Annotated in this window: 21 protein-coding genes, 4 tRNA genes and 1 other RNA gene; 17 read left to right on the top strand and 9 right to left on the bottom strand. The window is 67.8% G+C overall.

The features are described 5' to 3' along the window. Positions 1–130: 130 nt before the first annotated feature. The 4 genes from hbs to ML342_RS00615 all read left to right on the top strand — a co-directional run bounded on the left by hbs (position 131) and on the right by ML342_RS00615 (position 2,856). Positions 131–442 (top strand): non-specific DNA-binding protein Hbs, encoded by a 312-nt coding sequence (hbs, locus tag ML342_RS11855; RefSeq protein ID WP_338064974.1) that lies wholly within the window; start codon positions 131–133, stop codon positions 440–442. Between the two features lie 104 nt (positions 443–546). After that, positions 547–621 (top strand) — tRNA-Val (locus ML342_RS00605). A 58-nt stretch (positions 622–679) separates the two neighbouring features. Then, positions 680–756: transfer RNA gene (locus tag ML342_RS00610), tRNA-Asp, on the top strand. A 123-nt stretch (positions 757–879) separates the two neighbouring features. Beyond that, complete coding sequence (locus ML342_RS00615) at positions 880–2,856, top strand: peptidyl-prolyl cis-trans isomerase (RefSeq protein ID WP_240124982.1); 1,977 nt, start codon at positions 880–882, stop codon at positions 2,854–2,856. A gap of 68 nt (positions 2,857–2,924) precedes the next feature. Here the strand turns inward: ML342_RS00615 and ML342_RS00620 are convergent, their stop codons facing one another. Both ML342_RS00620 and gloB read right to left on the bottom strand, forming a co-directional pair. Further along, positions 2,925–3,713 carry an enoyl-ACP reductase FabI gene (locus ML342_RS00620; protein WP_240124983.1) on the bottom strand — a complete coding sequence of 263 codons (789 nt, stop codon included), beginning with the start codon at positions 3,711–3,713 and terminating at the stop codon, positions 2,925–2,927. 106 nt (positions 3,714–3,819) lie between these two features. After that, a complete protein-coding gene (gene gloB / locus ML342_RS00625; RefSeq protein WP_240125339.1) occupies positions 3,820–4,581 on the bottom strand; it encodes a hydroxyacylglutathione hydrolase in 762 nt (253 codons plus the stop codon). Between the two features lie 46 nt (positions 4,582–4,627). Between gloB and ML342_RS00630 the strand changes: the two genes are divergently transcribed. The 3 genes from ML342_RS00630 to dnaQ are packed head-to-tail and all read left to right on the top strand — an operon-like array spanning position 4,628 to position 6,473. Beyond that, positions 4,628–5,299 (top strand): methyltransferase domain-containing protein, encoded by a 672-nt coding sequence (locus ML342_RS00630; RefSeq protein ID WP_240124984.1) that lies wholly within the window; start codon positions 4,628–4,630, stop codon positions 5,297–5,299. Further along, positions 5,296–5,760 carry a ribonuclease HI gene (gene rnhA, locus ML342_RS00635; protein ID WP_240124985.1) on the top strand — a complete coding sequence of 155 codons (465 nt, stop codon included), beginning with the start codon at positions 5,296–5,298 and terminating at the stop codon, positions 5,758–5,760. Before ML342_RS00630 ends, rnhA begins: the two co-directional genes overlap by 4 nt. Then, positions 5,760–6,473, top strand: coding sequence for a DNA polymerase III subunit epsilon (gene dnaQ, locus ML342_RS00640; protein WP_240124986.1), 714 nt, complete (start codon positions 5,760–5,762; stop codon positions 6,471–6,473). The genes rnhA and dnaQ overlap by 1 nt, the downstream gene beginning before the upstream one ends. Before the next feature lie 57 nt (positions 6,474–6,530). Here the strand turns inward: dnaQ and ML342_RS00645 are convergent, their stop codons facing one another. Together ML342_RS00645 and ML342_RS00650 are read right to left on the bottom strand one after the other, a co-directional pair. Next, complete coding sequence (locus ML342_RS00645) at positions 6,531–7,235, bottom strand: PP2C family protein-serine/threonine phosphatase (RefSeq protein ID WP_240124987.1); 705 nt, start codon at positions 7,233–7,235, stop codon at positions 6,531–6,533. 232 nt (positions 7,236–7,467) lie between these two features. Then, positions 7,468–7,558, bottom strand: a tRNA-Ser gene (locus tag ML342_RS00650). An 83-nt stretch (positions 7,559–7,641) separates the two neighbouring features. Between ML342_RS00650 and ML342_RS00655 the strand changes: the two genes are divergently transcribed. Continuing rightward, a complete protein-coding gene (locus tag ML342_RS00655) occupies positions 7,642–8,049 on the top strand; it encodes a DUF6165 family protein (protein WP_240124988.1) in 408 nt (135 codons plus the stop codon). 3 nt (positions 8,050–8,052) lie between these two features. Here ML342_RS00655 and ML342_RS00660 read toward each other — a convergent pair whose 3' ends face one another. Next, positions 8,053–9,105 carry a glycosyltransferase family 9 protein gene (locus ML342_RS00660; protein ID WP_240124989.1) on the bottom strand — a complete coding sequence of 351 codons (1,053 nt, stop codon included), beginning with the start codon at positions 9,103–9,105 and terminating at the stop codon, positions 8,053–8,055. Positions 9,106–9,126: 21 nt separating this feature from the next. Here ML342_RS00660 and ML342_RS00665 point away from each other — a divergent pair, with 21 nt between their 5' ends. After that, positions 9,127–9,870 carry a 3-deoxy-D-manno-octulosonic acid kinase gene (locus ML342_RS00665; RefSeq protein ID WP_240124990.1) on the top strand — a complete coding sequence of 248 codons (744 nt, stop codon included), beginning with the start codon at positions 9,127–9,129 and terminating at the stop codon, positions 9,868–9,870. Between the two features lie 78 nt (positions 9,871–9,948). Here the strand turns inward: ML342_RS00665 and ffs are convergent. Together ffs and ML342_RS00675 are read right to left on the bottom strand one after the other, a co-directional pair. Beyond that, positions 9,949–10,045, bottom strand: an RNA gene (ffs, locus tag ML342_RS00670) — signal recognition particle sRNA small type. Positions 10,046–10,116: 71 nt separating this feature from the next. After that, a tRNA-Ser gene (locus tag ML342_RS00675) sits at positions 10,117–10,209 on the bottom strand. Between the two features lie 91 nt (positions 10,210–10,300). Here ML342_RS00675 and dnaX point away from each other — a divergent pair. From dnaX to ML342_RS00705, 6 genes are all read left to right on the top strand, one after another. Continuing rightward, positions 10,301–12,025 (top strand): DNA polymerase III subunit gamma/tau, encoded by a 1,725-nt coding sequence (dnaX, locus tag ML342_RS00680; protein ID WP_240124991.1) that lies wholly within the window; start codon positions 10,301–10,303, stop codon positions 12,023–12,025. 50 nt (positions 12,026–12,075) lie between these two features. Continuing rightward, positions 12,076–12,396: a YbaB/EbfC family nucleoid-associated protein gene (locus ML342_RS00685; RefSeq protein ID WP_240124992.1), complete on the top strand. Its 321-nt coding sequence runs from the start codon at positions 12,076–12,078 to the stop codon at positions 12,394–12,396. 48 nt (positions 12,397–12,444) lie between these two features. Further along, complete coding sequence (recR, locus tag ML342_RS00690) at positions 12,445–13,044, top strand: recombination mediator RecR (protein ID WP_240124993.1); 600 nt, start codon at positions 12,445–12,447, stop codon at positions 13,042–13,044. A 230-nt stretch (positions 13,045–13,274) separates the two neighbouring features. Then, the gene (locus ML342_RS00695; protein WP_240124994.1) at positions 13,275–13,625 is read left to right on the top strand and encodes a histidine triad nucleotide-binding protein; all 351 of its coding nucleotides are present in this window, start codon (positions 13,275–13,277) and stop codon (positions 13,623–13,625) included. A gap of 89 nt (positions 13,626–13,714) precedes the next feature. After that, positions 13,715–14,341: a DUF47 domain-containing protein gene (locus ML342_RS00700; RefSeq protein WP_240124995.1), complete on the top strand. Its 627-nt coding sequence runs from the start codon at positions 13,715–13,717 to the stop codon at positions 14,339–14,341. Positions 14,342–14,353: 12 nt separating this feature from the next. Continuing rightward, the gene (locus ML342_RS00705) at positions 14,354–15,475 is read left to right on the top strand and encodes an inorganic phosphate transporter (protein WP_240124996.1); all 1,122 of its coding nucleotides are present in this window, start codon (positions 14,354–14,356) and stop codon (positions 15,473–15,475) included. A gap of 33 nt (positions 15,476–15,508) precedes the next feature. Here the strand turns inward: ML342_RS00705 and ML342_RS00710 are convergent, their stop codons facing one another. Then, positions 15,509–15,919, bottom strand: a complete 411-nt coding sequence (locus ML342_RS00710; RefSeq protein WP_240124997.1) for a hypothetical protein — start codon at positions 15,917–15,919, stop codon at positions 15,509–15,511. Positions 15,920–15,964: 45 nt separating this feature from the next. Here ML342_RS00710 and ML342_RS00715 point away from each other — a divergent pair, with 45 nt between their 5' ends. After that, positions 15,965–16,318 carry an MGMT family protein gene (locus ML342_RS00715; RefSeq protein WP_240124998.1) on the top strand — a complete coding sequence of 118 codons (354 nt, stop codon included), beginning with the start codon at positions 15,965–15,967 and terminating at the stop codon, positions 16,316–16,318. Between the two features lie 40 nt (positions 16,319–16,358). Then, complete coding sequence (locus ML342_RS00720) at positions 16,359–17,024, top strand: rhomboid family intramembrane serine protease (RefSeq protein ID WP_240124999.1); 666 nt, start codon at positions 16,359–16,361, stop codon at positions 17,022–17,024. 51 nt (positions 17,025–17,075) lie between these two features. Here the strand turns inward: ML342_RS00720 and ML342_RS00725 are convergent, their stop codons facing one another. Then, positions 17,076–19,091 (bottom strand): M13 family metallopeptidase, encoded by a 2,016-nt coding sequence (locus tag ML342_RS00725; protein WP_240125000.1) that lies wholly within the window; start codon positions 19,089–19,091, stop codon positions 17,076–17,078. Between the last annotated feature and the right edge of the window lie 67 nt (positions 19,092–19,158).

Here is a 19,158-nt window from a genome sequence, read left to right on the forward strand (position 1 = left end):
GCCAGCATTGGCTTTCCGTGTTGCGTACCGGAAATGCCGCTGGTATAAGGTGTGCAACCGCGGCGGCTGGGTCGGCGCCGCGGCAAGCCCGGGTCCACGGCAGGGGAGCGCTGCTGGATCTGGTCAGCGCATTCTCCGCGTCACTTTCCGCAACGGAGCCAACAAGCACATGAACAAAGCCGAATTCGTCGAAGCCATCGCCGACCACGCCGAGCTGACCAAGGCAGACGCTGGTCGTGCCGTCGATGCGATGATTGCCACCATCACCAAAGCTCTGAAGAAGGGCGACACCGTGACCCTCGTAGGGTTTGGCACCTTCTCGGTGCGCAAGCGCGGTGCCCGCACCGGCCGCAACCCGCGTACCGGCGATACCATCAAGATCAAGGCCTCCAAGAACCCGGCGTTCAAGGCTGGCAAGGCGCTGAAGGACGCGGTCAACTGATCGCTCCTGCAGCAAACGATTGGATCTCGAAAAGCCCGGCCTTGTGCCGGGCTTTTCGCTATGGGGTTCCGTTGCAGAGCAGTCGCGGCGATAATGCCCGCCCCGGGCACTTAGCTCAGCGGTAGAGCGGCTCCCTTACAAGGAGCGGGTCGGGGGTTCGATCCCCTCAGTGCCCACCATCGAGTCGAAAAAAGTTGCACTTCCCGGAAAGTTCTGTATACTTTCGCGCTCCACAGCGGAGTGGTAGTTCAGTCGGTTAGAATGCTGGCCTGTCACGCCGGAGGTCGCGGGTTCGAGTCCCGTCCACTCCGCCATTCGAAACGCAAAAGCCCCGCAGCAATGCGGGGCTTTTTCTGTTCTCCAGCCCGCGTCGTGGGGCGGCCGGGCGCGCGCGGCTCGGGTAAACTTGCTCGCTACGCCTCATTCCTGGTTCGCCCATGCTGCAGAAACTCCGCGACAAGACCTCCGGCTGGATTGCCGGCACCATCCTCACGATCGTGACCATTCCGTTCGCTTTCTACGGGGTGGAGTCGTACATGTCGCAGCGAGTGGAGACCTACGTCGCCCGGATCGCGCAGCCGCCGTCATGGTGGAAGTCCGCGCCGCAGGTCTGGCCGGTGACCTACCTGTGGCATATCGAGGACATCGACGCGCAGGAGTTCAAGCAGCGCCTGGAGAATGCGCGTCTCAACATGCGCAACGCGCAGGGTGAGAACTTCGACGCCAAGGCATTCGAGTCGGTGGAGAACAAGCGCCGGGTGTTGGATGCGGTGATCGATGAGCGCCTGATGCGGATGACGGCCCGCAATGCAGGGATCGTCATCAGCGATGCGGAGGTGGCCGACAACATCCGCAAGATTCCGGAGTTCCAGGTCGATGGCGCATTCAATATCGACCGCTATCAGATGCTGCTGGCCGCCCAGAACCCGCCGCTGACGCCGCGTGCGTTCGAGGAGAAAGTGCGTGAGGATCTGGCGACCAATCTGATCCCTGCACGCATCGCGCGTTCGGCTTTCGTCACCGACGTCGAGCTGGACCGACTGATGCGCCTGCTGGGCGAGCGCCGCGACGTCTCCTTCGTTGCCGTCCCCGCCCCGGCGGCGGATACCGCGGAAGTTACCGATGCCGAGGTCGCGGCCTGGTATGCGGCTCACAAGGGCGAATATCGCAGCCCGGAGACGGTGCGCCTGGAATATGTCGAAGTGAATGGCAATGCGCTGCCGGCGCCAGCGGCAGACGAAGCCGCGCTGCGCAAGCGCTATCAGGAGCAGATCGCCAAGTTCTCCAGCCCGGAGAAGCGCGAGGTGTCGCACATCCTGGTGCAGGTGCCGACCAATGCCAGCGAGGCCGAGAAGAAGGCCGCCGAGGCGCGCGCCGCCAAGCTCGCGGCCGAAGCACGCGCGCCGGGCGCCGATTTTGCGGCGCTGGCGCGGGCCAACTCCGATGACACCGGTTCCAAGTCTTCCGGCGGCGATCTCGGCTGGATCACCAAGGGCAGCGGCATGCCGAGCGCGTTCGACGAAGCCGCTTTTGCGATGCGGGTGGGCGAGGTGCGCGGGCCGATCAAGACCGACTTCGGCTGGCACATCATCAAGCTGAACCAGATCCAGCCGGGCGTGCAGCGTTCGTTCGAGGAAGTGCGCCCCGAGCTCGAGAAGGAGTTGCAGGAAACCGGTCGCGAGCAGGCGTTCAACGATCTGACCGGCAAGCTGGTGGATGCCGTGCTCAAGAATCCCACCTCGCTGGCGCCGGCGGCCAAGGCGCTGGGGCTGCAGGTGCAGACCACGCCGGTCTTCAGTCGCGCCGGCGCGCCGGGCATCGCCAGCGACCCCAAGGTGTTGCGTGCGGCCTTCTCCGATGCGCTGGTGCAGGATGGCACCGCCAGCGATCCGATCGAACTCGGTCCGCTGCACACGGTGCTGATCCGGGTGATCGAGCATCAGCCCGAGCAGGTGCAGCCTCTGACGCAGGTGCGCGCCGCGGTGGTGGCGGCAATCCACGCCGATCGCGAGCGCAAGGCGGCGGATGCCGCGGCTGAGGCGCTGCTCAAGGCCGCGCGTGCGCAGGGGCTGGATGCGGCCGCGACGGCGGCCGGGCTGGCAGTGGCCCGGCTCGACGACCTGCCGCGCCGCAGCCCGGCGCCGGTACCACCGCAGCCACTGGTGGATGCGTTCTTCAACGTGCCGCGCCCGCAGAAGGATGCGCCGGTGCTGGGCAAGACCCGCGCCGGTGGTCAACTGGTGGTGTTCGCGGTGCGCGCGGCGCGCGATGGCGACATCGGCCAGGTGACCCCGCAGGAGCGCGCGCAGTTGCGTACGCAGGTGGCCGCCTCGATCGGTGCCCAGGAGCAGGACGCCTTCATCAAGGCCGTGCGCAAGCACTACGTGATCAAGGTCGCGGAAGACCGGTTGTAAGCGCGTAACCGCCGACCCCACAGCAAAACGCCCGGCCATGCCGGGCGTTTTTTTGCATCAGTGCAGGATCAGTCGATCCCAGCCATTCCCATGATGTTGTAACCGGCATCTACGTAGGTGATCTCGCCGGTGATGCCGGCCGCGAGATCCGAACACAGGAACGCGGCGGCGTTGCCGACGTCCTCGATGGTGACCACCCGGCGCAGCGGCGCTACTGCTTCGAACTGGCTGAGCATCTTGCGGAAGTTGGCCACGCCGCTGGCGGCCAGGGTGCGGATCGGACCGGCCGAAATCGCGTTCACACGGGTGCCTTCTGGCCCGAGGGTCATCGCCATGTAGCGCACGATGGCCTCCAGCGAGGCCTTGGCCACGCCCATGGTGTTGTAGTTGGCCAGCGCGCGCTCTGCGCCGAGGTAGGACAGAGTCAGGATGCTGCCCTTGCGGCCCTTCATCAGCGGACGCGCGGCCTTACCTAGCGCCGCCAGCGAGTAGGCGCTGATGTCGTGGGCGATGTGGTAGTTCTCGCGGGTGATACCGTCCAGAAAATCCCCTTCGATCGCTTCCCGCGGAGCATATGCAATGCAGTGCACCAGGATGTCGAAGCCGTCGCTCCAGTGCTTGCCCAGCTCTGCGAAGCAGGCATCGATCTGCGCATCCGAGGATACGTCCAGCGGCAGCACGATCTTGGCGCCATAGGTCGCGGCCGCGTCTTCGACCCGCGATTTGAGCTTGTCGTTTTGGTAGGTCAGCGCCAACTCGGCGCCCTCACGGTGGAAGGCGTCGGCAATGCCGGTCGCGATCGAACGTTGGCTGGCGATGCCGGTCACCAGCGCGCGTTTGCCTTGCAAAAATCCCATGCGATCTCCTTGGACGGTGCGGTGTGCGCACGCGGCGCACCGAGGTCAATGCGCTAAGTGTGCCTTGCGCGCCTGGCTGCGGCCAGTGTGCGCAGCCGTATGGAGCTCAGGCGCGGAAGTCGTCCTTCCAGGCGCGCAGGGTGGCGAAGACCGCGATCGCATCGCTCAGGGCGCGACCGGCATGTGCTTCAGCCGCCGCGCGCACGCTCGGCGCCTCGCAGCGCAGGAACGGGTTGCAGGCGCGTTCCTCGGCGAGCGTGGTCGGCAGGGTGGGACGATCGGCGGTGCGCAGAGTGCCTGCCGCGGCCGCGCGCGCCCGCAGTGCCGGATTGTCGGGATCGACCGTGAGCGCGAACGTCGCGTTGCCCAGCGTGTATTCGTGGGCGCAGCACACGAGGGTATCGGCCGGTAGCGCAGCCAGCCGCGCGAGCGAGGCGTGCATCTGCGCGGGCGTGCCTTCGAACAGACGTCCACAGCCCAGGCTGAACAGGGTGTCACCGCAGAACAGCAGCCCTTCGCCGTGATAGGCCACGTGGCTGCGGGTATGTCCAGGGACGGACAGCGCTTGGAAACGCCAGGCGCCGATCGCCAGCTCTTCGCCGTCGCGCACGCGGTGTGTGGCCTGCGGGATGCGTTCCTCGTGCGGGGCGAACACCGGCGTGGCCGGCCAGCGGGCCAATAAGTCGGCGACGCCGCCGACATGATCGCCGTGGTGGTGGGTGAGCAGGATGGCCAGCGGCGGCGTATCGCCCAGCGCGGCGAGGACGGGCGTGGCATCGCCCGGATCGACCACCAGCGCGCGACCTTCGGCATCGCGCAGCAGCCAGATGTAGTTGTCGTCGAAGGCAGGCAGGCAGTGCAGCGGCATCTGTCCAGTCGTGACGGGGGGCGGGCTTTCCCGCAGAATCGTCACCATGCCGTTCATGCTCTCTGCGCGTCAACCCAATCCCGCCGGCGCCCATGCCTGGTTCGCCAGCCCGGCGGGGCTGGCCGTGCTGGCCAGCGAGGCTGCCGGAGTGGCCGATGCCCTGCGCCAGCGTCCGGGCCAGGCCGCGCTATGGCTGGCGCCGCCGGCGGTCGATCTGTTGCAGGGCGAAGGCGATGCGCTCACCTTGCGCCTGCGCTGCCACGGCGCCGGCTTCAATGGCACCGTGCGCTGCGGGTTGCCGCTGCCGCTGGCCAGCGAGACCTGCGCAGTGGTGATCGTGCAGCACGTCCTGGATACGGAGCCGACTGATGCGGCCGTGCCGCTGCTGGAGGAGTGCGCGCGGGTGCTGGTGCCCGGCGGCTGGCTATGGCTGTTCGCCCTGAATCCGCTTTCGCCCTATCGCTGGCGTTGGCGGGGAGGCGCGCTGAGTGCGCGTGAACCGATCACCTGGCGCCGCCGCCTGCGCGCGGCCGGATTGGCGCCGGAGGCGGTCTCGCTCGGAGTCGGCCCGGTATGGTCGATCGCGGCGGCAACGGGCGAACACGAGGGCGCGGGTCTGCACGCCAGCTACCTGCTGCGCGCCGAGAAGCGGGCGCGCGCACTGACTCCGCAGCGCAGGCTGCGTGCGCTGCGTTGGCAGGCGGAGCCGTCGGCATGAGTGCCCGCAAGCAGGTGCAGGTGCATACCGATGGCGCCTGCCTGGGCAATCCCGGGCCGGGCGGCTGGGCGGCGTTGCTTCACTGGCGCGGGGTCGAGCGTGAGCTGGTCGGCGGCGAGCCGGCCACGACCAACAACCGGATGGAGCTGATGGCCGCGATCGCCGCGCTGGAGGCTCTCAAGGAGCCGTGCGACGTGGTGCTCACGACCGACTCCCAATACGTGCGTCAGGGCATCACCGAATGGATGCCCGGCTGGCTGCGACGCGGCTGGAAAACCGCTGGCGGCACGCCGGTCAAGAACCGCGACCTGTGGGAGCGTCTGCACGCTGCCGCGGCGCGGCATCGGGTGGACTGGCGCTGGGTGAAAGGTCATGCCGGGCAGCCTGAAAACGAGCGCGTGGACCAGCTGGCACGCGCGCAGGCACTGAGATTCAGGCAGCCCCAGGAGTCTTGCGACTGATGCGACAGATCGTGCTCGATACCGAAACCACCGGCCTGGAATGGCAGAAAGGCAACCGGGTGGTCGAAATCGGCTGCGTGGAGCTGCTGGAGCGACGCCCCACCGGACGCACTTTCCATCGTTATCTCAACCCCGAGCGCGAGTTCGAAGAGGGCGCGCAGGAAGTGACCGGCTTGACCCTCGAGTTCCTGGCCGACAAGCCGCGTTTTGCGGAGATCGCCGAGGAGTTCCTGGCTTTCATCGACGGTGCCGAGCTGATCATTCACAACGCGGCCTTCGACCTGGGCTTCCTCAATGCCGAACTGGCGCGGATCCCTGGCGCCGGTCGGATCGAGGATCGCTGCCGGATCGAGGATACCCTGGCACTGGCGCGGCAGCGCTTTCCGGGCCAGCGCAACTCGCTGGACGCGCTGTGCAAGCGGCTCGGCGTGGACAACTCCCAGCGCCAGCTGCACGGCGCCCTGCTCGACGCGCAGATCCTGACGGACGTGTATCTGGCGATGACCTCTGGCCAGCGCGAGATCGGCTTCGGCGAGGAGACCGTCAGCGCTGCGCGCGAACTGGCCGTCCTGCTGGACCTCGGTCAGGCGCCGCCGCGTCCGCGCGTGCGCGTGCAGGCGGAGGAGGCGCAGGCGCACGCCGCCCGCCTGGATGCGCTGGAGAAGAAGGCGGGGCGCTGCCTGTGGCGCGAGCTGGAGGCGGAAGCGGGTTGAAATGGCGGTGCGCGGCTGGGCTGGCGATCCGGCTCGCGGAGCGCCGGCGGCGGAGGCTCAGTGCCTGCGCACCAGTACCACGGTGATGTTGTCGGAGCCGCCGCCATCCAGTGCGGCCGCCACCAGCCCATCCACGCATTCCTGCGCGCTGCACTCGCGGTGTGCCAGTATCTGCGCGATCTCGTGGTCATCCACCTCCTCGGTGAGCCCGTCGCTGCACAGCAGCAGCTGCATGCCGGGGCGCAACTCGCCCGAGAGGGTTTCCACGTTCAGCTGCTCCGGCGCGGTGACGCCCAGCGCCTGGGTCACCACGTTGCGATGCGGATGGCTACGTGCCTGGTCGGCGCTGATCGCGCCCTGGGCGATCAGTTCCTGCACGTAGCTGTGGTCGTGCGAGATCTGGGTGAGACTGCTATCTCGCCACAGATACACCCGGCTGTCGCCCACCCAGGCCACCTCGAAGCGGTTGCCGTCCACCCGCGCCACCGCCACGGTGGTGCCCATCGGCAGGCTGTCGCCGCGGCGCTTGGAGCAGCGAATGATTTCCTCGTCGGCGGTCAGAATGGCGCTGGTCAGGCTGCGCCCGGCACGCACCTCGCGCACGATCACCTCGCGCGCCAGCGCGCTGGCGACTTCGCCGTAATCATGTCCGCCCATGCCGTCGGCCACCAGCCACAGCCCCAAGGTGCTGTCACCGAAGTAGGTGTCTTCGTTCAGCTCGCGCCGCAGGCCGACATGGGTCAGGTGTCCGAATTCGATCATGCGTGCGGCTAAAGCTCTGGATCCATGAGTAATAACGACATCATGCGCGCGAACCGGACGGCAGGGCAACGCGGGTGACGGGGTATTCCCGATGGTGTCCGCGGTGCGTTGCCAATGGCCTGTGCTGGAAGTGGAGGCAGCGGCGGTGGCAGGCAAGTGCCGTGGGTGCCTGCGCTCAGGAAATGCCTGGGCCCAATGGGCCAACGCCCCCTGACGGGGGCGCTGGCGTATCTGGCGGAGAGGGAGGGATTCGAACCCTCGGTAGGCTATAAACCTACGCCTGATTTCGAGTCAGGTACATTCAACCACTCTGCCACCTCTCCGGAAGTGGGGCATGCATGATACGGGGCGCGTAGGCTGGCGGCAAGGCAGGTACACTGGCCACCCCCAACCGGCATCCGTGTCCATGTCCGAAATCCACGTTCCTGTTTCCTTCGGCGAGCTGCTCGACAAGATCGCCATCCTGCAGATCAAGTCCGAGCGCATGACCGACCCGGCCAAGCTGGCCAACGTGCGCAACGAGCTGGCGGCGTTGGAGGCCACCTGGGCCGCGCATCCGGCGTCGCGCCAGGACATCGCTGCTCTGCGCGCCGAGCTGAAGGCCGTCAACGAACGGCTGTGGGAGATCGAGGACGCCATCCGCCTGAAGGAGAAAGCGCAGGCGTTCGACGCGGAGTTCATCCGCCTGGCGCGGGCGGTCTATTTCGAGAACGACACCCGCGCACGGGTGAAGAAGGACATCAACCTGGCGCTGGGTTCGACTTACGTCGAGGAAAAGTCTTACCAGGATTACGGCAGCGGGCAGGGCGTTTGAGGCTCAGCCGAGGCTGGCGCGGAAGCGCTCGAACGCTGCTATGGCGTCTTCGACGCGGATCAGATCCATCACGCCTTCGGCCTCGATCTTCGTGCCCCATGGGAGCTCCGACGCCGGCTTGCCGCGGTATTTCCGCGCGGCATCGTCGTAGCGGTCCACGCACCAGCGGCGGTCGGAATACGGGCCGCTGCGGTGCGGGTTGGTGGCGGCGTGCAGCCCCAACACCTTGGTGCCCATCGCGTTGGCGATGTGCATCGGCCCGGAGTCCGGGGTCACCAGCAGGTCGGCGCGTGCGAGCAGGGCCGGCAGCTGCTTGAGGGTGTCTTTGCCGATCAGATCCAGCACCCCATCGCGCGCCGCCATCGCGGCGAGGATGGCATCGCCGGTGCGGCGCTCCAGTTCGCTGCGGCCGCCGCACAGCACGATCCGCCAGCCCTGCGCGGCGGCGTGATCGGCCAGCGCGGCGTAACGCTCGGCGCGCCAGTTGCGCAGGGGGTGGCTGGAGCAGGGCGAGATCATCAGCGTGCGGCGGCCGTCGTCCGGCCATTGCGCACGCGCCCAGGCATGGGCTGCGTCCGGCACCGGGAGATTCCAGACGACCTCCCGGCGCGTCAGCCCAAGCGGACGGCAAAAACTGCCGATGGCGTCCAGCACATGGACATTGCCGCAGTCGGGGATCCGCTCGCTGATGAACAGGCCGTGGCCTTCCTTGCTGCGGGCGCGGTCGTAGCCGATCCTGCGCTGTGCCGGCACGAACGCGGAGAGCAGGTTCGCGCGGGCCGAGACCTGCAGCTGCAGCAGCGCGTCGAAGCGCTGACCCAACTCGCGGCGCAGGGCGCGCATCCCGGCCAGGCCGGTTTTCTTGTCATACTCCACGAAGCGCACGCCGGGCAGGCCGTCCAGCAGGCGGTGTTCGCCGCGGCCGATGATCCAGGTCAGTGCTACATCCGGTAGCCCGGTTTGCAGGGTGTGCACCAGCGGCAGTACGTGGGTGACGTCGCCCAGCGCGGATAGGCGCAGCAGGCAGATCGAGCGCGGAGCATGGGGTTTGGGCACGCGGTTGCTACACTCGCCAGAATGACTGGTTTCGACGCCAACGAGCATCTGACGCCGTTCCGCGACGCGCGCGGCTATGGTGCGATTCTGTTCGACCGCACCCAGGTGCGGCAACCCGAGCCGGCGTGGTTCGATCCCGAGTATTGGGGCGCGGCGGCGCAACCGGTTTCGGAGGGTGGGCGCGGCGGCGCCTGGTTCATCGACTCCGGCCAGGGCGATGCGCTGCTGCGGCATTACCTGCGCGGCGGGCTGATGGCCAGATTCAGCCGTGATCGCCACCTCTGGCGCGGTATCCAGCGCGTGCGCAGCTTCGCCGAATACCGCCTGCTGCGCGCTCTGCGCGCGAAGCAGCTACCGGTGCCGCTGCCGTTCGCGGCCTGGTACCGACGCGAGGGCCTGCAATACCAGGCTGCGATCCTGATGCAGCGGCTGCGCGACGTGCGCTCGCTGGCCGCGCTGGCCGCGGATGAAGCGGCCCCCTGGGAGGCGGCCGGGCAACTGATTGCGCGCTTCCACCGCGCCGGCCTGGATCATGCCGATCTCAATGCGCACAACCTTCTCTTCGACGCCCAGGGCCGCGGCTGGATGATCGATTTCGACCGCTCGCGACTGCGCATCCCCGCTACCGGCTGGCGCGAGGCGAACCTGCAGCGCCTACGCCGCTCCCTGCACAAACAGCGCGGCATGCGCAGCGCGGAGGCAGTCGAGGCCGATTTCGCCCGCCTGCGCACGGCCTATGCGGCGACCTGGGCGCGCGGCTACTGAGGCTGGCGGGACAGGCGCGCACCCGCCCGGATGACGCGGTCCGCGGGATGGCGACGGGCCGGGCCAGAAAAGGCGGCGGCCCCGCCGACTGGCCTCGGCGCCCGCGTCGATCGATACCGTTGCTGCCTTCCGGCCCTGGCGGGGTTTTCGACCTAGCGTCGCGAGGGGCCGACGGGGCCACCATGGACGCGGGCCGCGGCAGGCGCGGCCCGTGAAGCTTCAAGCATCGACCCGGATGCGTTGAACTGGCGGAGAGAGGGGGATTCGAACCCCCGAGGCGGGGTTTAGCCGCCTACACACTTTCCAGGCGTGCTCCTTCAACCACTCGGACACCTCTCCGGAACGGTTCATTCTAGCGGTGGTGCGAGGCTTCCACAACACGCGGATGGCGTGGCGGCGAGAATGACTCACTCCGTGCCACAATGCCGGCATGTCCTACCTCGTGCTCGCTCGCAAGTGGCGCCCCAAGCGTTTCGCCGAACTGGTCGGTCAGGAACACGTGGTGCGCGCGCTGACCAATGCGCTGCAGACCGGCCGCGTCCACCATGCGTTCCTGTTCACGGGCACCCGTGGAGTCGGCAAGACCACCATCGCCCGCATCTTCGCCAAGAGCCTGAACTGCGAGCGCGGCACCAGCGCCGACCCTTGCGGCGAGTGTGAGACTTGCCTGGCGATCGACGCCGGTCGTTACATCGACTTGCTGGAGATCGACGCCGCTTCCAACACCGGCGTGGACAACGTGCGCGAGCTGATCGAGAACGCCCAGTACATGCCCAGCCGCGGCAAGTACAAGGTGTATCTGATCGACGAAGTGCACATGCTCTCCAAACCGGCGTTCAACGCCCTGTTGAAGACGCTGGAAGAGCCGCCTGCGCACGTCAAGTTCCTGTTCGCGACCACCGATCCTGAAAAACTGCTGGTGACGGTGCTCAGCCGCTGCCTGCAGTTCAACCTGAAGCGACTGGACGAAGGGCAGATCGCCGGCCAGCTGCGCAAGATCCTGGCGGCCGAGGGCATCGAAGCCGATGACGATGCGGTGGCGCAGCTGGCGCGCGCTGCGGATGGCAGCCTGCGCGATGGGCTGTCGCTGCTGGATCAGGCGATTGCCTATGCCGGCGGTCGTCTGGATGGGGCGACGGTGGCGAGCATGCTGGGCACCGTCGATCGCACCCGGGTGCAGGCGCTGCTAGCGGCGCTGGCGGATGCCGATGGCGCGCGGCTGCTGGCCGAAGTGGCGCAGCTGGCGGAGTTCGCGCCAGACTGGGGCAGCATCCTCGAAGCGTTTGCCCATGCGCTGCATCGCATCCAGGTCAAGCAGCTGGTGCCATCGGTCGATGTCGGCGGCGATGCCATCGATGTCGAAGGCTTGGCTGCGCGCCTGCGGCCGGAGCTGGTGCAGCTGTGGTACCAGATGGCGCTGCACGGTCGCCGCGATCTCGAACTGGCGCCCAGCCCGCGCAGCGGTTTCGAGATGACCTTGCTGCGAATGCTGGCGTTTCGGCCAGAGGCCGGCGATCCGGCGCCTTCGCAAATCCGCGCGCCCGTCCGCCACGCCAGCGCGCCGGCTGCGCACGTCCGCGCCGAGGCGGCAGCGCGTGCGCGCGCGCAGCTACAGCAGGAAGCAACGGATCTTGCGCCTTCGGTGCCGACGTCCGATCCGATGCGGCAGGCGCAGAGCTTCGAGACGATCACGCCAAGACAGCCGTCTGCGCCGGCAGCGACAGCGACGGGGCCGGCCGCCAGCGCGCTGTTGGTGACCGATTCCGAACACTGGCTGCAGCTGGTGCGTGAGCTGGCCGCCAGCGGAGAGCTGAAAGGAGCCGTGAAGGTGCTGGCCGAACACGCCGCTTTCCGCGGACACACCGATGGCATGCTGCGGCTGGCGATCGCTCCGGAGCACGAGCATCTGAAATCGCCGCGCCTGGTGCTGCAACTGGATGCCGTCCTCAGCCGGCGCCTGGGTGGCCCGGCGCAAGTGCGGTTCGAAATCGACGCGACCCAGGGGCAGACTGCGCAGGCGCGCAGCGCACGCGAGCGCGATATCCGCCAGGCCGACGCCGAGGCCGGTTTCCTGGCCGATCCCGCGATCCAGCGTCTGGTGCAGACGCATGGCGCGCAGGTCCTGCCGGATTCGATCCGGCCGCTGGATGCCTGACGCGTTCCGATTCCCTATCCCAACGAAGCCCAAACGAAACGGACGCCAATATGCGTGGAAACATTGCCCAGCTGATGCAGCAGGCTCAGAAAATGCAGGAAAACATGCAGCGTGTGCAGGAAGAGATCGCCGCGCTGGAGGTCACCGGGAGCGCCGCCGCTGGAATGGTCGCCGTCACCTTGGGTGGGCGCATGGACTGCCGCAAGGTGCGCATCGATCCGGCCGCGCTCGCGGACCCGGAGATGCTCGAAGACCTGATTGCCGCCGCCTTCAACGACGCCGTCAACAAGATCAATGCGGCCAGTCAGGAGAAAATGGCCGCGGCCACCGCCGGGTTGCCGCTGCCGCCCGGGATGAAGCTGCCGTTCTGATCTCTTCTTGCCGTCATCCGTCAATGCGGAGATGACGGCCAGGACCATATGACCGCTTCCCTGCTCGAACAACTGATCGACGCCCTGCGCGTGCTTCCCGGTGTCGGCCCGAAGTCCGCGCAGCGGATGGCCTATCACCTGCTGGAGCGCCAGCGTGACGGTGGCCGTCGCTTGGCCGAAGTGCTGGCGGTGGCGATGGAGCGGGTGGGGCACTGCCGGCGCTGCCGCGACTTCAGCGAGGTCGAGGTCTGCGCGGTCTGCGCCAGCCCCGCGCGCGACGCCCACCTGCTGTGCGTGGTGGAAACCCCGGCCGATCGCCTCGCAATCGAGCAGGCCACCGGCTATCGCGGGCTGTACTTCGTACTGCAGGGACGGCTCAGCCCGCTGGATGGCATCGGCCCGCGCGAGTTGGGATTGGATCTGCTCGCGCAGCGGCTGGAGGAAGGCGAGGTCCGCGAGCTGATCGTCGCCACCAACCCTACGGTGGAAGGCGAGGCGACCGCGCACTACCTGGCGCAGCTGGCGCGTGCGCGCGGCGTGCGCCCCAGCCGGCTGGCGCATGGCGTGCCGCTGGGGGGCGAGTTGGAGTACGTGGATCGCGGCACCTTGTCGCATGCGTTCGGCAGCCGCAGCGAGATGCCAGGATGAGTGGCGGCAGGGTGGAGAGCGGCGGGTGTCTGGCCTACACTCGCCCGAGAGAACCTCGGATCCACGCAGAGGTTCCCGCCGGCCATGGATGACCGGCCACGCATCCAGCATGCCCGTGATGGATGCGTGGGCGCCGAGTCCGGGCCGATACCGGACCCGGCTGGGCTGACAACGCCTGGATGGTGCTGTCCAGACCTTCCCTAGATTCTGCTCTTCTCCTGCGTCTTGCCATGGCCGATACCATCTTCCACAAGATCCTACGCCGCGAGATTCCGGCCGATATCGTGTACGAGGACGAGCACCTGATCGCCTTCCGCGACATCGCGCCGCAGGCGCCGGTGCACGTGCTGTTCGTGCCCAAGCGCGACTACGCCACCCTGAACGACGTGCCGGAGGAAGACGCGCTCGTGATCGGCCGGCTGGCGACCGCCGCGGCGCGCTACGCCAAGGCCCAGGGGTTCGCTGAATCGGGCTACCGGCTCGTGATGAACTGCAACCAGGACGCCGGCCAGACCGTGTTCCAGATCCACCTGCACCTGCTGGCCGGCGCGCCGCTGGGACGGTTCGGCACCCCGGCCTGAGCCTGCGGGCACAGCGCGGGCGGCCTATTTTGGGTGTTGCGGAAATGTCATAATCCCGCAACTTTTCGCTCAAGCTTGCGCTCAGGCCCATGTTTTCCCTGCAAACCATTTTCGGCTCCGGCATGCAGTTCTATGCGCTGCTGGACGATGCCGCAGCCGCCGCCTACGACAGCGCCAAGGCACTGCACGCGATGATGAAGGCCGCCGACCGCCAGCCGGCGCTGGATGCGTTCAAGTTGGCGCGCCAGCGTGAGCGCGCGGCGGCCGACAAGATCAGCCGCGCGCTGGTGGACAGCTATATCACCCCGATCGAGCGCGAGGACATCGAGGCGTTGGGCTCGGCGCTGTTCAAGATTCCCAAGCAGATCGAGAAGTTCGCCGATCGCTACGCGCTGGCGGTCCAGCATCTGGCCCACATCGATTTCGCGCCGCGCGCGGCGATGCTGGAGCAGGCCGCGGCGGTCGTGGTGGAGATGGTGGGCGATCTGCGCCGGATGAACCTCGACCGCATGAGCGCGCTCAACGAAAAGCTGCGGGCGATCGAGAACGAGGCCGACCGGCTGATGCTGGAGCTGTACCGCGAGATCTACTCCGGCCGGCTGGACAGCCTGCAGATGTTCCTGCTCAAGGAGTTCTTCGAGATCCTGGAGAAGGCCATCGACCGTTGCCGCGAGGCCGGCGTGGTGGCCTACCAGATCGTGCTCAAGAACAGCTGACGGGGCCGCGCCATGCTGACCCTCGTGCTCGTGGTGATCGTGGCCGCGCTCGTGTTCGAGTTCATCAACGGCTTCCACGATACCGCCAACTCGATCGCCACCGTGGTGGCCACCAAGGTGCTCTCGCCGTGGCAGGCGGTCATGCTGGCTGCGGTGATGAACCTGGTCGGCGCCATGATGGGGACCGCGGTGGCCAAGACCATCGCCTCCGGCCTGGTGGATACCGACGTGGTGCAGGTGTCCTCGCAAATAATTCTGTGCGCGCTGCTGGGCGGCATCGCGTGGAACCTGATCACCTGGTGGAAGGGGCTGCCGTCCTCGTCCTCGCATGCCCTGATCGGCGGTCTGTGCGGGGCGGCGCTGGCCGCGGCCCACAACGACATGAATGCGCTGATCTGGTCGCAGACGATGGGCGACTGGACCAAGAACAAGGGCCTGCTGTGGAAGGTGGTGGTGCCGATGGTGTCCTCGCCGATCGCGGGCTTTCTGCTGGGCATCCTGGTGATGTTGCTGCTGTGGGCGATCATCAGCATGCTGGCGCGCGCCGGTGGCCGGCTTGCCCGCTTGGCGCGGCCGCACAAGGTCAATCGATTCTTCGGCAAGGTGCAGATCCTGTCCGCCGCCTACATGGGCTATGCGCACGGCCAGAACGATGCGCAAAAGACCATGGGCATCATCGCGCTGACCCTGTTCGGCGCGCAGTCCGCCGGTGCGCTCAACGATCTGCCGGAGTGGCTGTCCTTCCTGCATCCATCGAGTACCGATCCGCAGGGGATCGCAGGTTGGATCATCGTCACCTGCGCGCTGGTGATGGCGTTCGGCACCGCGTCCGGCGGCTGGCGGATCATCAAGACCCTCGGCCACAAGATGGTGCGCCTGCATCCGATCAATGGGTTCGCGGCGGAGACCAGCTCGGCCACCATCCTGACCCTGGCGGCGCATTACGGCATGCCGGTGTCCACCACCCACTCGATTTCCACCGCGATCATGGGCGTGGGGTTCGCCAAGAACCCGCGCGCGCTCAAGCTCACCGTGGTGGAACGCATCATTTGGGCGTGGATCCTGACCCTGCCGGCTGCAGGCGGCATGGCTTATGGCCTGTTCCGGCTGCTGGAAGCGCTGGGCTGGGCTTGACCGGAGATCCGGCGACGGTCGGCGCGAGCGCGCTTACAGCAGGTCGCCGCCGGCCGACATCCGGTGTTCCATCTGATCGCCGGTGCCGCCGATCTCCAGCACCAGGCGGTCGATTTCGGCGGCGGTCAGCCCGTCATAGGGACGGTTTTCGCACAGGTGCAGGAAGGGGACGCCGTCGAGTTCGCTGATCGCCAGATAGCCGACCCGGCTTTCGAAGTTGAAGCGCAGCGCGCGCCGCGCATCCAGCCCGACGATCGGCGCCACTGCGGTGCTGACCCGCAGATAGTTGCGGCCATCATCGCCCTGCAGTTCGGCCAGGAAGATCGCCTGATGCCGCTTGCCCTGCGCCAGCGACAGCTCCACGCAAACCAGGAACGGTTCCTGCACGCTCAGGCGGTAGCCGGCGCTGACCAGATGGCGGCGGATCTGTTCGAAGTTCTGCATGACGGCGTCACCATGGATGGACCGCCGGCTATGCTAGCGCGGAACATGGCTCGTCTCGACCCTCCCGCTGCGCACGATGCGCCCGATCAGCGCATCCTGGCGGCCATTCGCGCCCTGCCGCGTGGGCAGGTGGCCAGCTATGGCGCGATCGCCCGCCGCGCCGGGCTGCCGGGGCGCGCGCGGCGGGTGGCGCGGCTGCTGGCGCGCAGCGAGGACCCCGGCCTGCCCTGGCACCGGGTGCTGCGCGCGGACGGGCGGATCGCCTTCCCGCCGGGGTCGGATGCGTTTCGCGAGCAATGCCGGCGCCTGCAGGCCGAGGGTGTGCAGGTCGTGCGCGGCCGGGTGCGCTTGCCGCCGGCTGAAGACGATCTCGATGCGGTGCTCTGGCGGCCGCGCTGAGCGGCTATGATGCGCTGCAACGAAACCGGATGACGCACGGATGCCGTTCAACCTGCCCAGGGTCACCAAGTCTCTGCTGATCGCCAACCTGGTGGGGTTTGCCTTGCAGGTGCTGCTCGGCAATCAGCGCCTGCTCGATTTCATGCTGTGGCCGTGGGGCGACGTCAGCGATGGTCTGGACGTGCTGGCGCCGGCGTTCATGCCCTGGCAACTGGCGACATACGCCTTCCTGCACGGCGGGCTGCTGCATCTGGTCTTCAACATGCTGGCGCTGGTGATGTTCGGCGCGCCGCTGGAATACGTCTGGGGCGAGCGTCGGTTTCTGGCCTACTACTCGGTCAGCGTCATCGGCGCTGGGCTGTGCCAGCTGGTGGTGGGATCCTACGCGCTGGCGCATGGCACCGAGCCATACCCCACCATCGGCGCCTCCGGCGGCGTGTTCGGGCTGCTGCTGGCCTATGGGATGCTGTTTCCCAATCAGCGGGTGATGCTGCTGTTTCCGCCGATTCCGATGCGGGCGCGCACGCTGGTGATCGTGTATGGCCTGTTCGAGCTGGGCGTGGGTGTCACCGGTCTGCAGCCAGGGGTGGCCCATTTCGCGCACCTGGGCGGAATGCTGTTTGGCTGGCTGCTGATCCGCTACTGGCGCGGGCAGCCGCCGTTCGGCGGCGGCCGCGGTGGCCCGCGCATGCGCATCGTGCGCTGAGCGGCGAGCAGGTTGCGGTGCGGTCTGCGCCGCGCGCGGAGGGCATCGCCTTCAGTACGGCCGGATGCGCTCGGCGTCCTTCACCAGCATCGGCGCGCCGGCCTTGCAGCCGAATGCCTTGCCGAAGCCGGGCTGCTGCATCGCCGGCGCGTTGGCGCGCCATACGCCCGGCGCGCGCACGTCCTGGCGTGCGCGCAGGCGCGCTTCGTCCGGGGTCACCTGCTGCGCCCACAGCTGCGCCCAGCCAATGTAGAAGCCTTTCTCGGCCTGTGCGTCCAGTTCGGGTTTCGCCGCGGCGAGCGCCGCGTGCGCCAATGTGAGCCCGGCCAGATCGGCCACGTTTTCGTCGCGGGTCAGCTTGCCATCGACCTTGACCCCAGGCAGGCCAGGGTAGGGCAGCCGGCCGTAGAAAGCGGCGACGGCATCGGCCAGCGTCGTCCAGCGCGCGGCATCTTCCGGCGTCCACCAGTCGCGTACATTGCCGTCCCCGTCCACGTAGCGGCCGAAGCCGTCCACGGCATGGCTGAGCTCGTGCCCGACCAGCGCGCCGAACGCGCCGTATTGATTGCCCAATGGCATCGTCAGATCCAATACCGGGGTCTGCAGCATCGCCGCGGTGACGATCAGGCGGTTGTGGGCGAGGTCGTAGGCCAGCGCCGGCTGCTGCGGCAGCACGTCCCAGCGGCGCTCGGCGTTGCCCTTGCCGATCCGGCGCATCTCCTGGCGGTGGCGCCAGGTGGAGGCGATCAGCATGTTGCTACCGAAGCTGCCGCGGCCCATCGGCTGCACGCTGTAGTCGAGGTCGCGTCGCGGCGCGCCGATCTCCACCTTGAGCCCGTCCAGTTTCTTCAGCGCCTCGGCCTTGGCCGCGCCCTGCAGGAGTTCGCTACGTTCGATTTCCTGCCTGAGCGCAGCGCGTACCTGGGTGGCGATCTGCTCGGCCTGCTGGCGGGTGGCGTCGGTCAGATAGGCGGCGACATACTCGCGGCCGAGCATCGGGCCAGCGGCCAGATTGATGGCGTCTAGCACCTGCTTCCAGCGCGGTGCTGGTTCGGTCTGGCCCAGCAGCACCTTGCCGCGGAAGTCGAACGCGGCGTCGCGCCACGGCTTCGACAGGTAGGGGGCCATCGCATCGCCCACCCGCCAGCGCAGGTAGGCCTGCCATTGCGCCGGCTTGAGCGTACCCACCAGCGAATCGAGCCTGGCGAACAGCGCCGGGTCGGCCATCGACACGGCGTCGTCGCTCACGCCCTGCGCCTTCAGGAAGGCGTCCAGCTGCAGGTTGCGGTACTGCTTGCCGAGGCCGGCGGTGGCGACGGGGGCGAAGTTCCTGCGCGGATCGCGCAGGTCCGCCAGCGGGCGTTCGGCGGCGGCGATGCGCTTCTCCACGTCCAGCGCCAGCGCGGTCTGGGTCTCGATGTCCTTGGCCGGCACCCCGGTCAGGGCCAGGATCTTGCGCATGTAGTCGGCATAGCGCGCGAGCAGCGCCTGGGTGTCGGCATCGCTGCGGGTGTAGTAGGCCGGGTCCGGCAGGCCAAGGCCACCTTGGCTGAAGTAGCCGAGGTGGCGGTCGAGGTCGCGCAGGTCCACGTCGGCGCTGAAGTCGAACACGACCGGGATGCCGACTTGATGCAGCGCCGCGATCGCAGGCGCGATGTCCTTGCTGCTGCGGATGGCGTCGATCCGCTGCAGCAGCGGTGCGATCGGCGCGGCGCCGTCGGCTTCCACTGCCGCCTCGTCCAGGCCGCTGGCCCAGAAATCGCCCAGCAGCTTCTGTACCGTGTTCTGCGGAGCGCGCATGAAGGCATCCAGCAGGTCGCGCTGCTGCTGCTCGGCGCGCGCGCCGAGCTGGCCCAGCGCGGAGATGGCGCCCGCCGCCGGCATCGGGTTGGCGGCCAGCCAGCCCTTGTTGGCTTCCGTATAGAGATCGTTGCATGCAGCAGAGACCACGGCTGCCGCCTTCTTTTGCGCTGCCGGTTTCTTCTTGGCGGCCAGGCTTTGCGGAGAGGCGAGACTGACGGCAAGTGCGGTGATCAAGGCGAGAGCAAGCGGGCGTGGCGTCGGCATGCGGCGGGTCTCCTTGCGATCAGGCCAGGGAGTGTAGCAGCGGCTTTTCGCACGGGCCGCGAGTCTG

This window comes from Thermomonas alba (assembly GCF_022419205.1).
In the GTDB taxonomy this organism is placed as follows: Bacteria; Pseudomonadota; Gammaproteobacteria; order Xanthomonadales; family Xanthomonadaceae; genus Thermomonas; species Thermomonas alba.

Excerpts from the sequence above, each read along its gene's own strand:
- ML342_RS00715 (WP_240124998.1), top strand. The coding sequence starts at position 15,965 with ATGGCTCGTCTCGACCCTCCCGCTGCGCACGATGCGCCCGATCAGCGC.
- ML342_RS00705 (WP_240124996.1), top strand. The coding sequence starts at position 14,354 with ATGCTGACCCTCGTGCTCGTGGTGATCGTGGCCGCGCTCGTGTTCGAG.
- ML342_RS00695 (WP_240124994.1), top strand. The coding sequence starts at position 13,275 with ATGGCCGATACCATCTTCCACAAGATCCTACGCCGCGAGATTCCGGCC.
- ML342_RS00720 (WP_240124999.1), top strand. The coding sequence starts at position 16,359 with ATGCCGTTCAACCTGCCCAGGGTCACCAAGTCTCTGCTGATCGCCAAC.
- ML342_RS00655 (WP_240124988.1), top strand. The coding sequence starts at position 7,642 with ATGTCCGAAATCCACGTTCCTGTTTCCTTCGGCGAGCTGCTCGACAAG.
- ML342_RS00725 (WP_240125000.1), bottom strand. The coding sequence starts at position 19,091 with ATGCCGACGCCACGCCCGCTTGCTCTCGCCTTGATCACCGCACTTGCC.
- dnaQ (WP_240124986.1), top strand. The coding sequence starts at position 5,760 with ATGCGACAGATCGTGCTCGATACCGAAACCACCGGCCTGGAATGGCAG.
- ML342_RS00665 (WP_240124990.1), top strand. The coding sequence starts at position 9,127 with ATGACTGGTTTCGACGCCAACGAGCATCTGACGCCGTTCCGCGACGCG.
- gloB (WP_240125339.1), bottom strand. The coding sequence starts at position 4,581 with ATGCCGCTGCACTGCCTGCCTGCCTTCGACGACAACTACATCTGGCTG.
- ML342_RS00630 (WP_240124984.1), top strand. The coding sequence starts at position 4,628 with ATGCCGTTCATGCTCTCTGCGCGTCAACCCAATCCCGCCGGCGCCCAT.
- ML342_RS00685 (WP_240124992.1), top strand. The coding sequence starts at position 12,076 with ATGCGTGGAAACATTGCCCAGCTGATGCAGCAGGCTCAGAAAATGCAG.
- ML342_RS00645 (WP_240124987.1), bottom strand. The coding sequence starts at position 7,235 with ATGATCGAATTCGGACACCTGACCCATGTCGGCCTGCGGCGCGAGCTG.
- ML342_RS00620 (WP_240124983.1), bottom strand. The coding sequence starts at position 3,713 with ATGGGATTTTTGCAAGGCAAACGCGCGCTGGTGACCGGCATCGCCAGC.
- rnhA (WP_240124985.1), top strand. The coding sequence starts at position 5,296 with ATGAGTGCCCGCAAGCAGGTGCAGGTGCATACCGATGGCGCCTGCCTG.
- ML342_RS00615 (WP_240124982.1), top strand. The coding sequence starts at position 880 with ATGCTGCAGAAACTCCGCGACAAGACCTCCGGCTGGATTGCCGGCACC.
- ML342_RS00700 (WP_240124995.1), top strand. The coding sequence starts at position 13,715 with ATGTTTTCCCTGCAAACCATTTTCGGCTCCGGCATGCAGTTCTATGCG.
- ML342_RS00710 (WP_240124997.1), bottom strand. The coding sequence starts at position 15,919 with ATGCAGAACTTCGAACAGATCCGCCGCCATCTGGTCAGCGCCGGCTAC.
- recR (WP_240124993.1), top strand. The coding sequence starts at position 12,445 with ATGACCGCTTCCCTGCTCGAACAACTGATCGACGCCCTGCGCGTGCTT.
- dnaX (WP_240124991.1), top strand. The coding sequence starts at position 10,301 with ATGTCCTACCTCGTGCTCGCTCGCAAGTGGCGCCCCAAGCGTTTCGCC.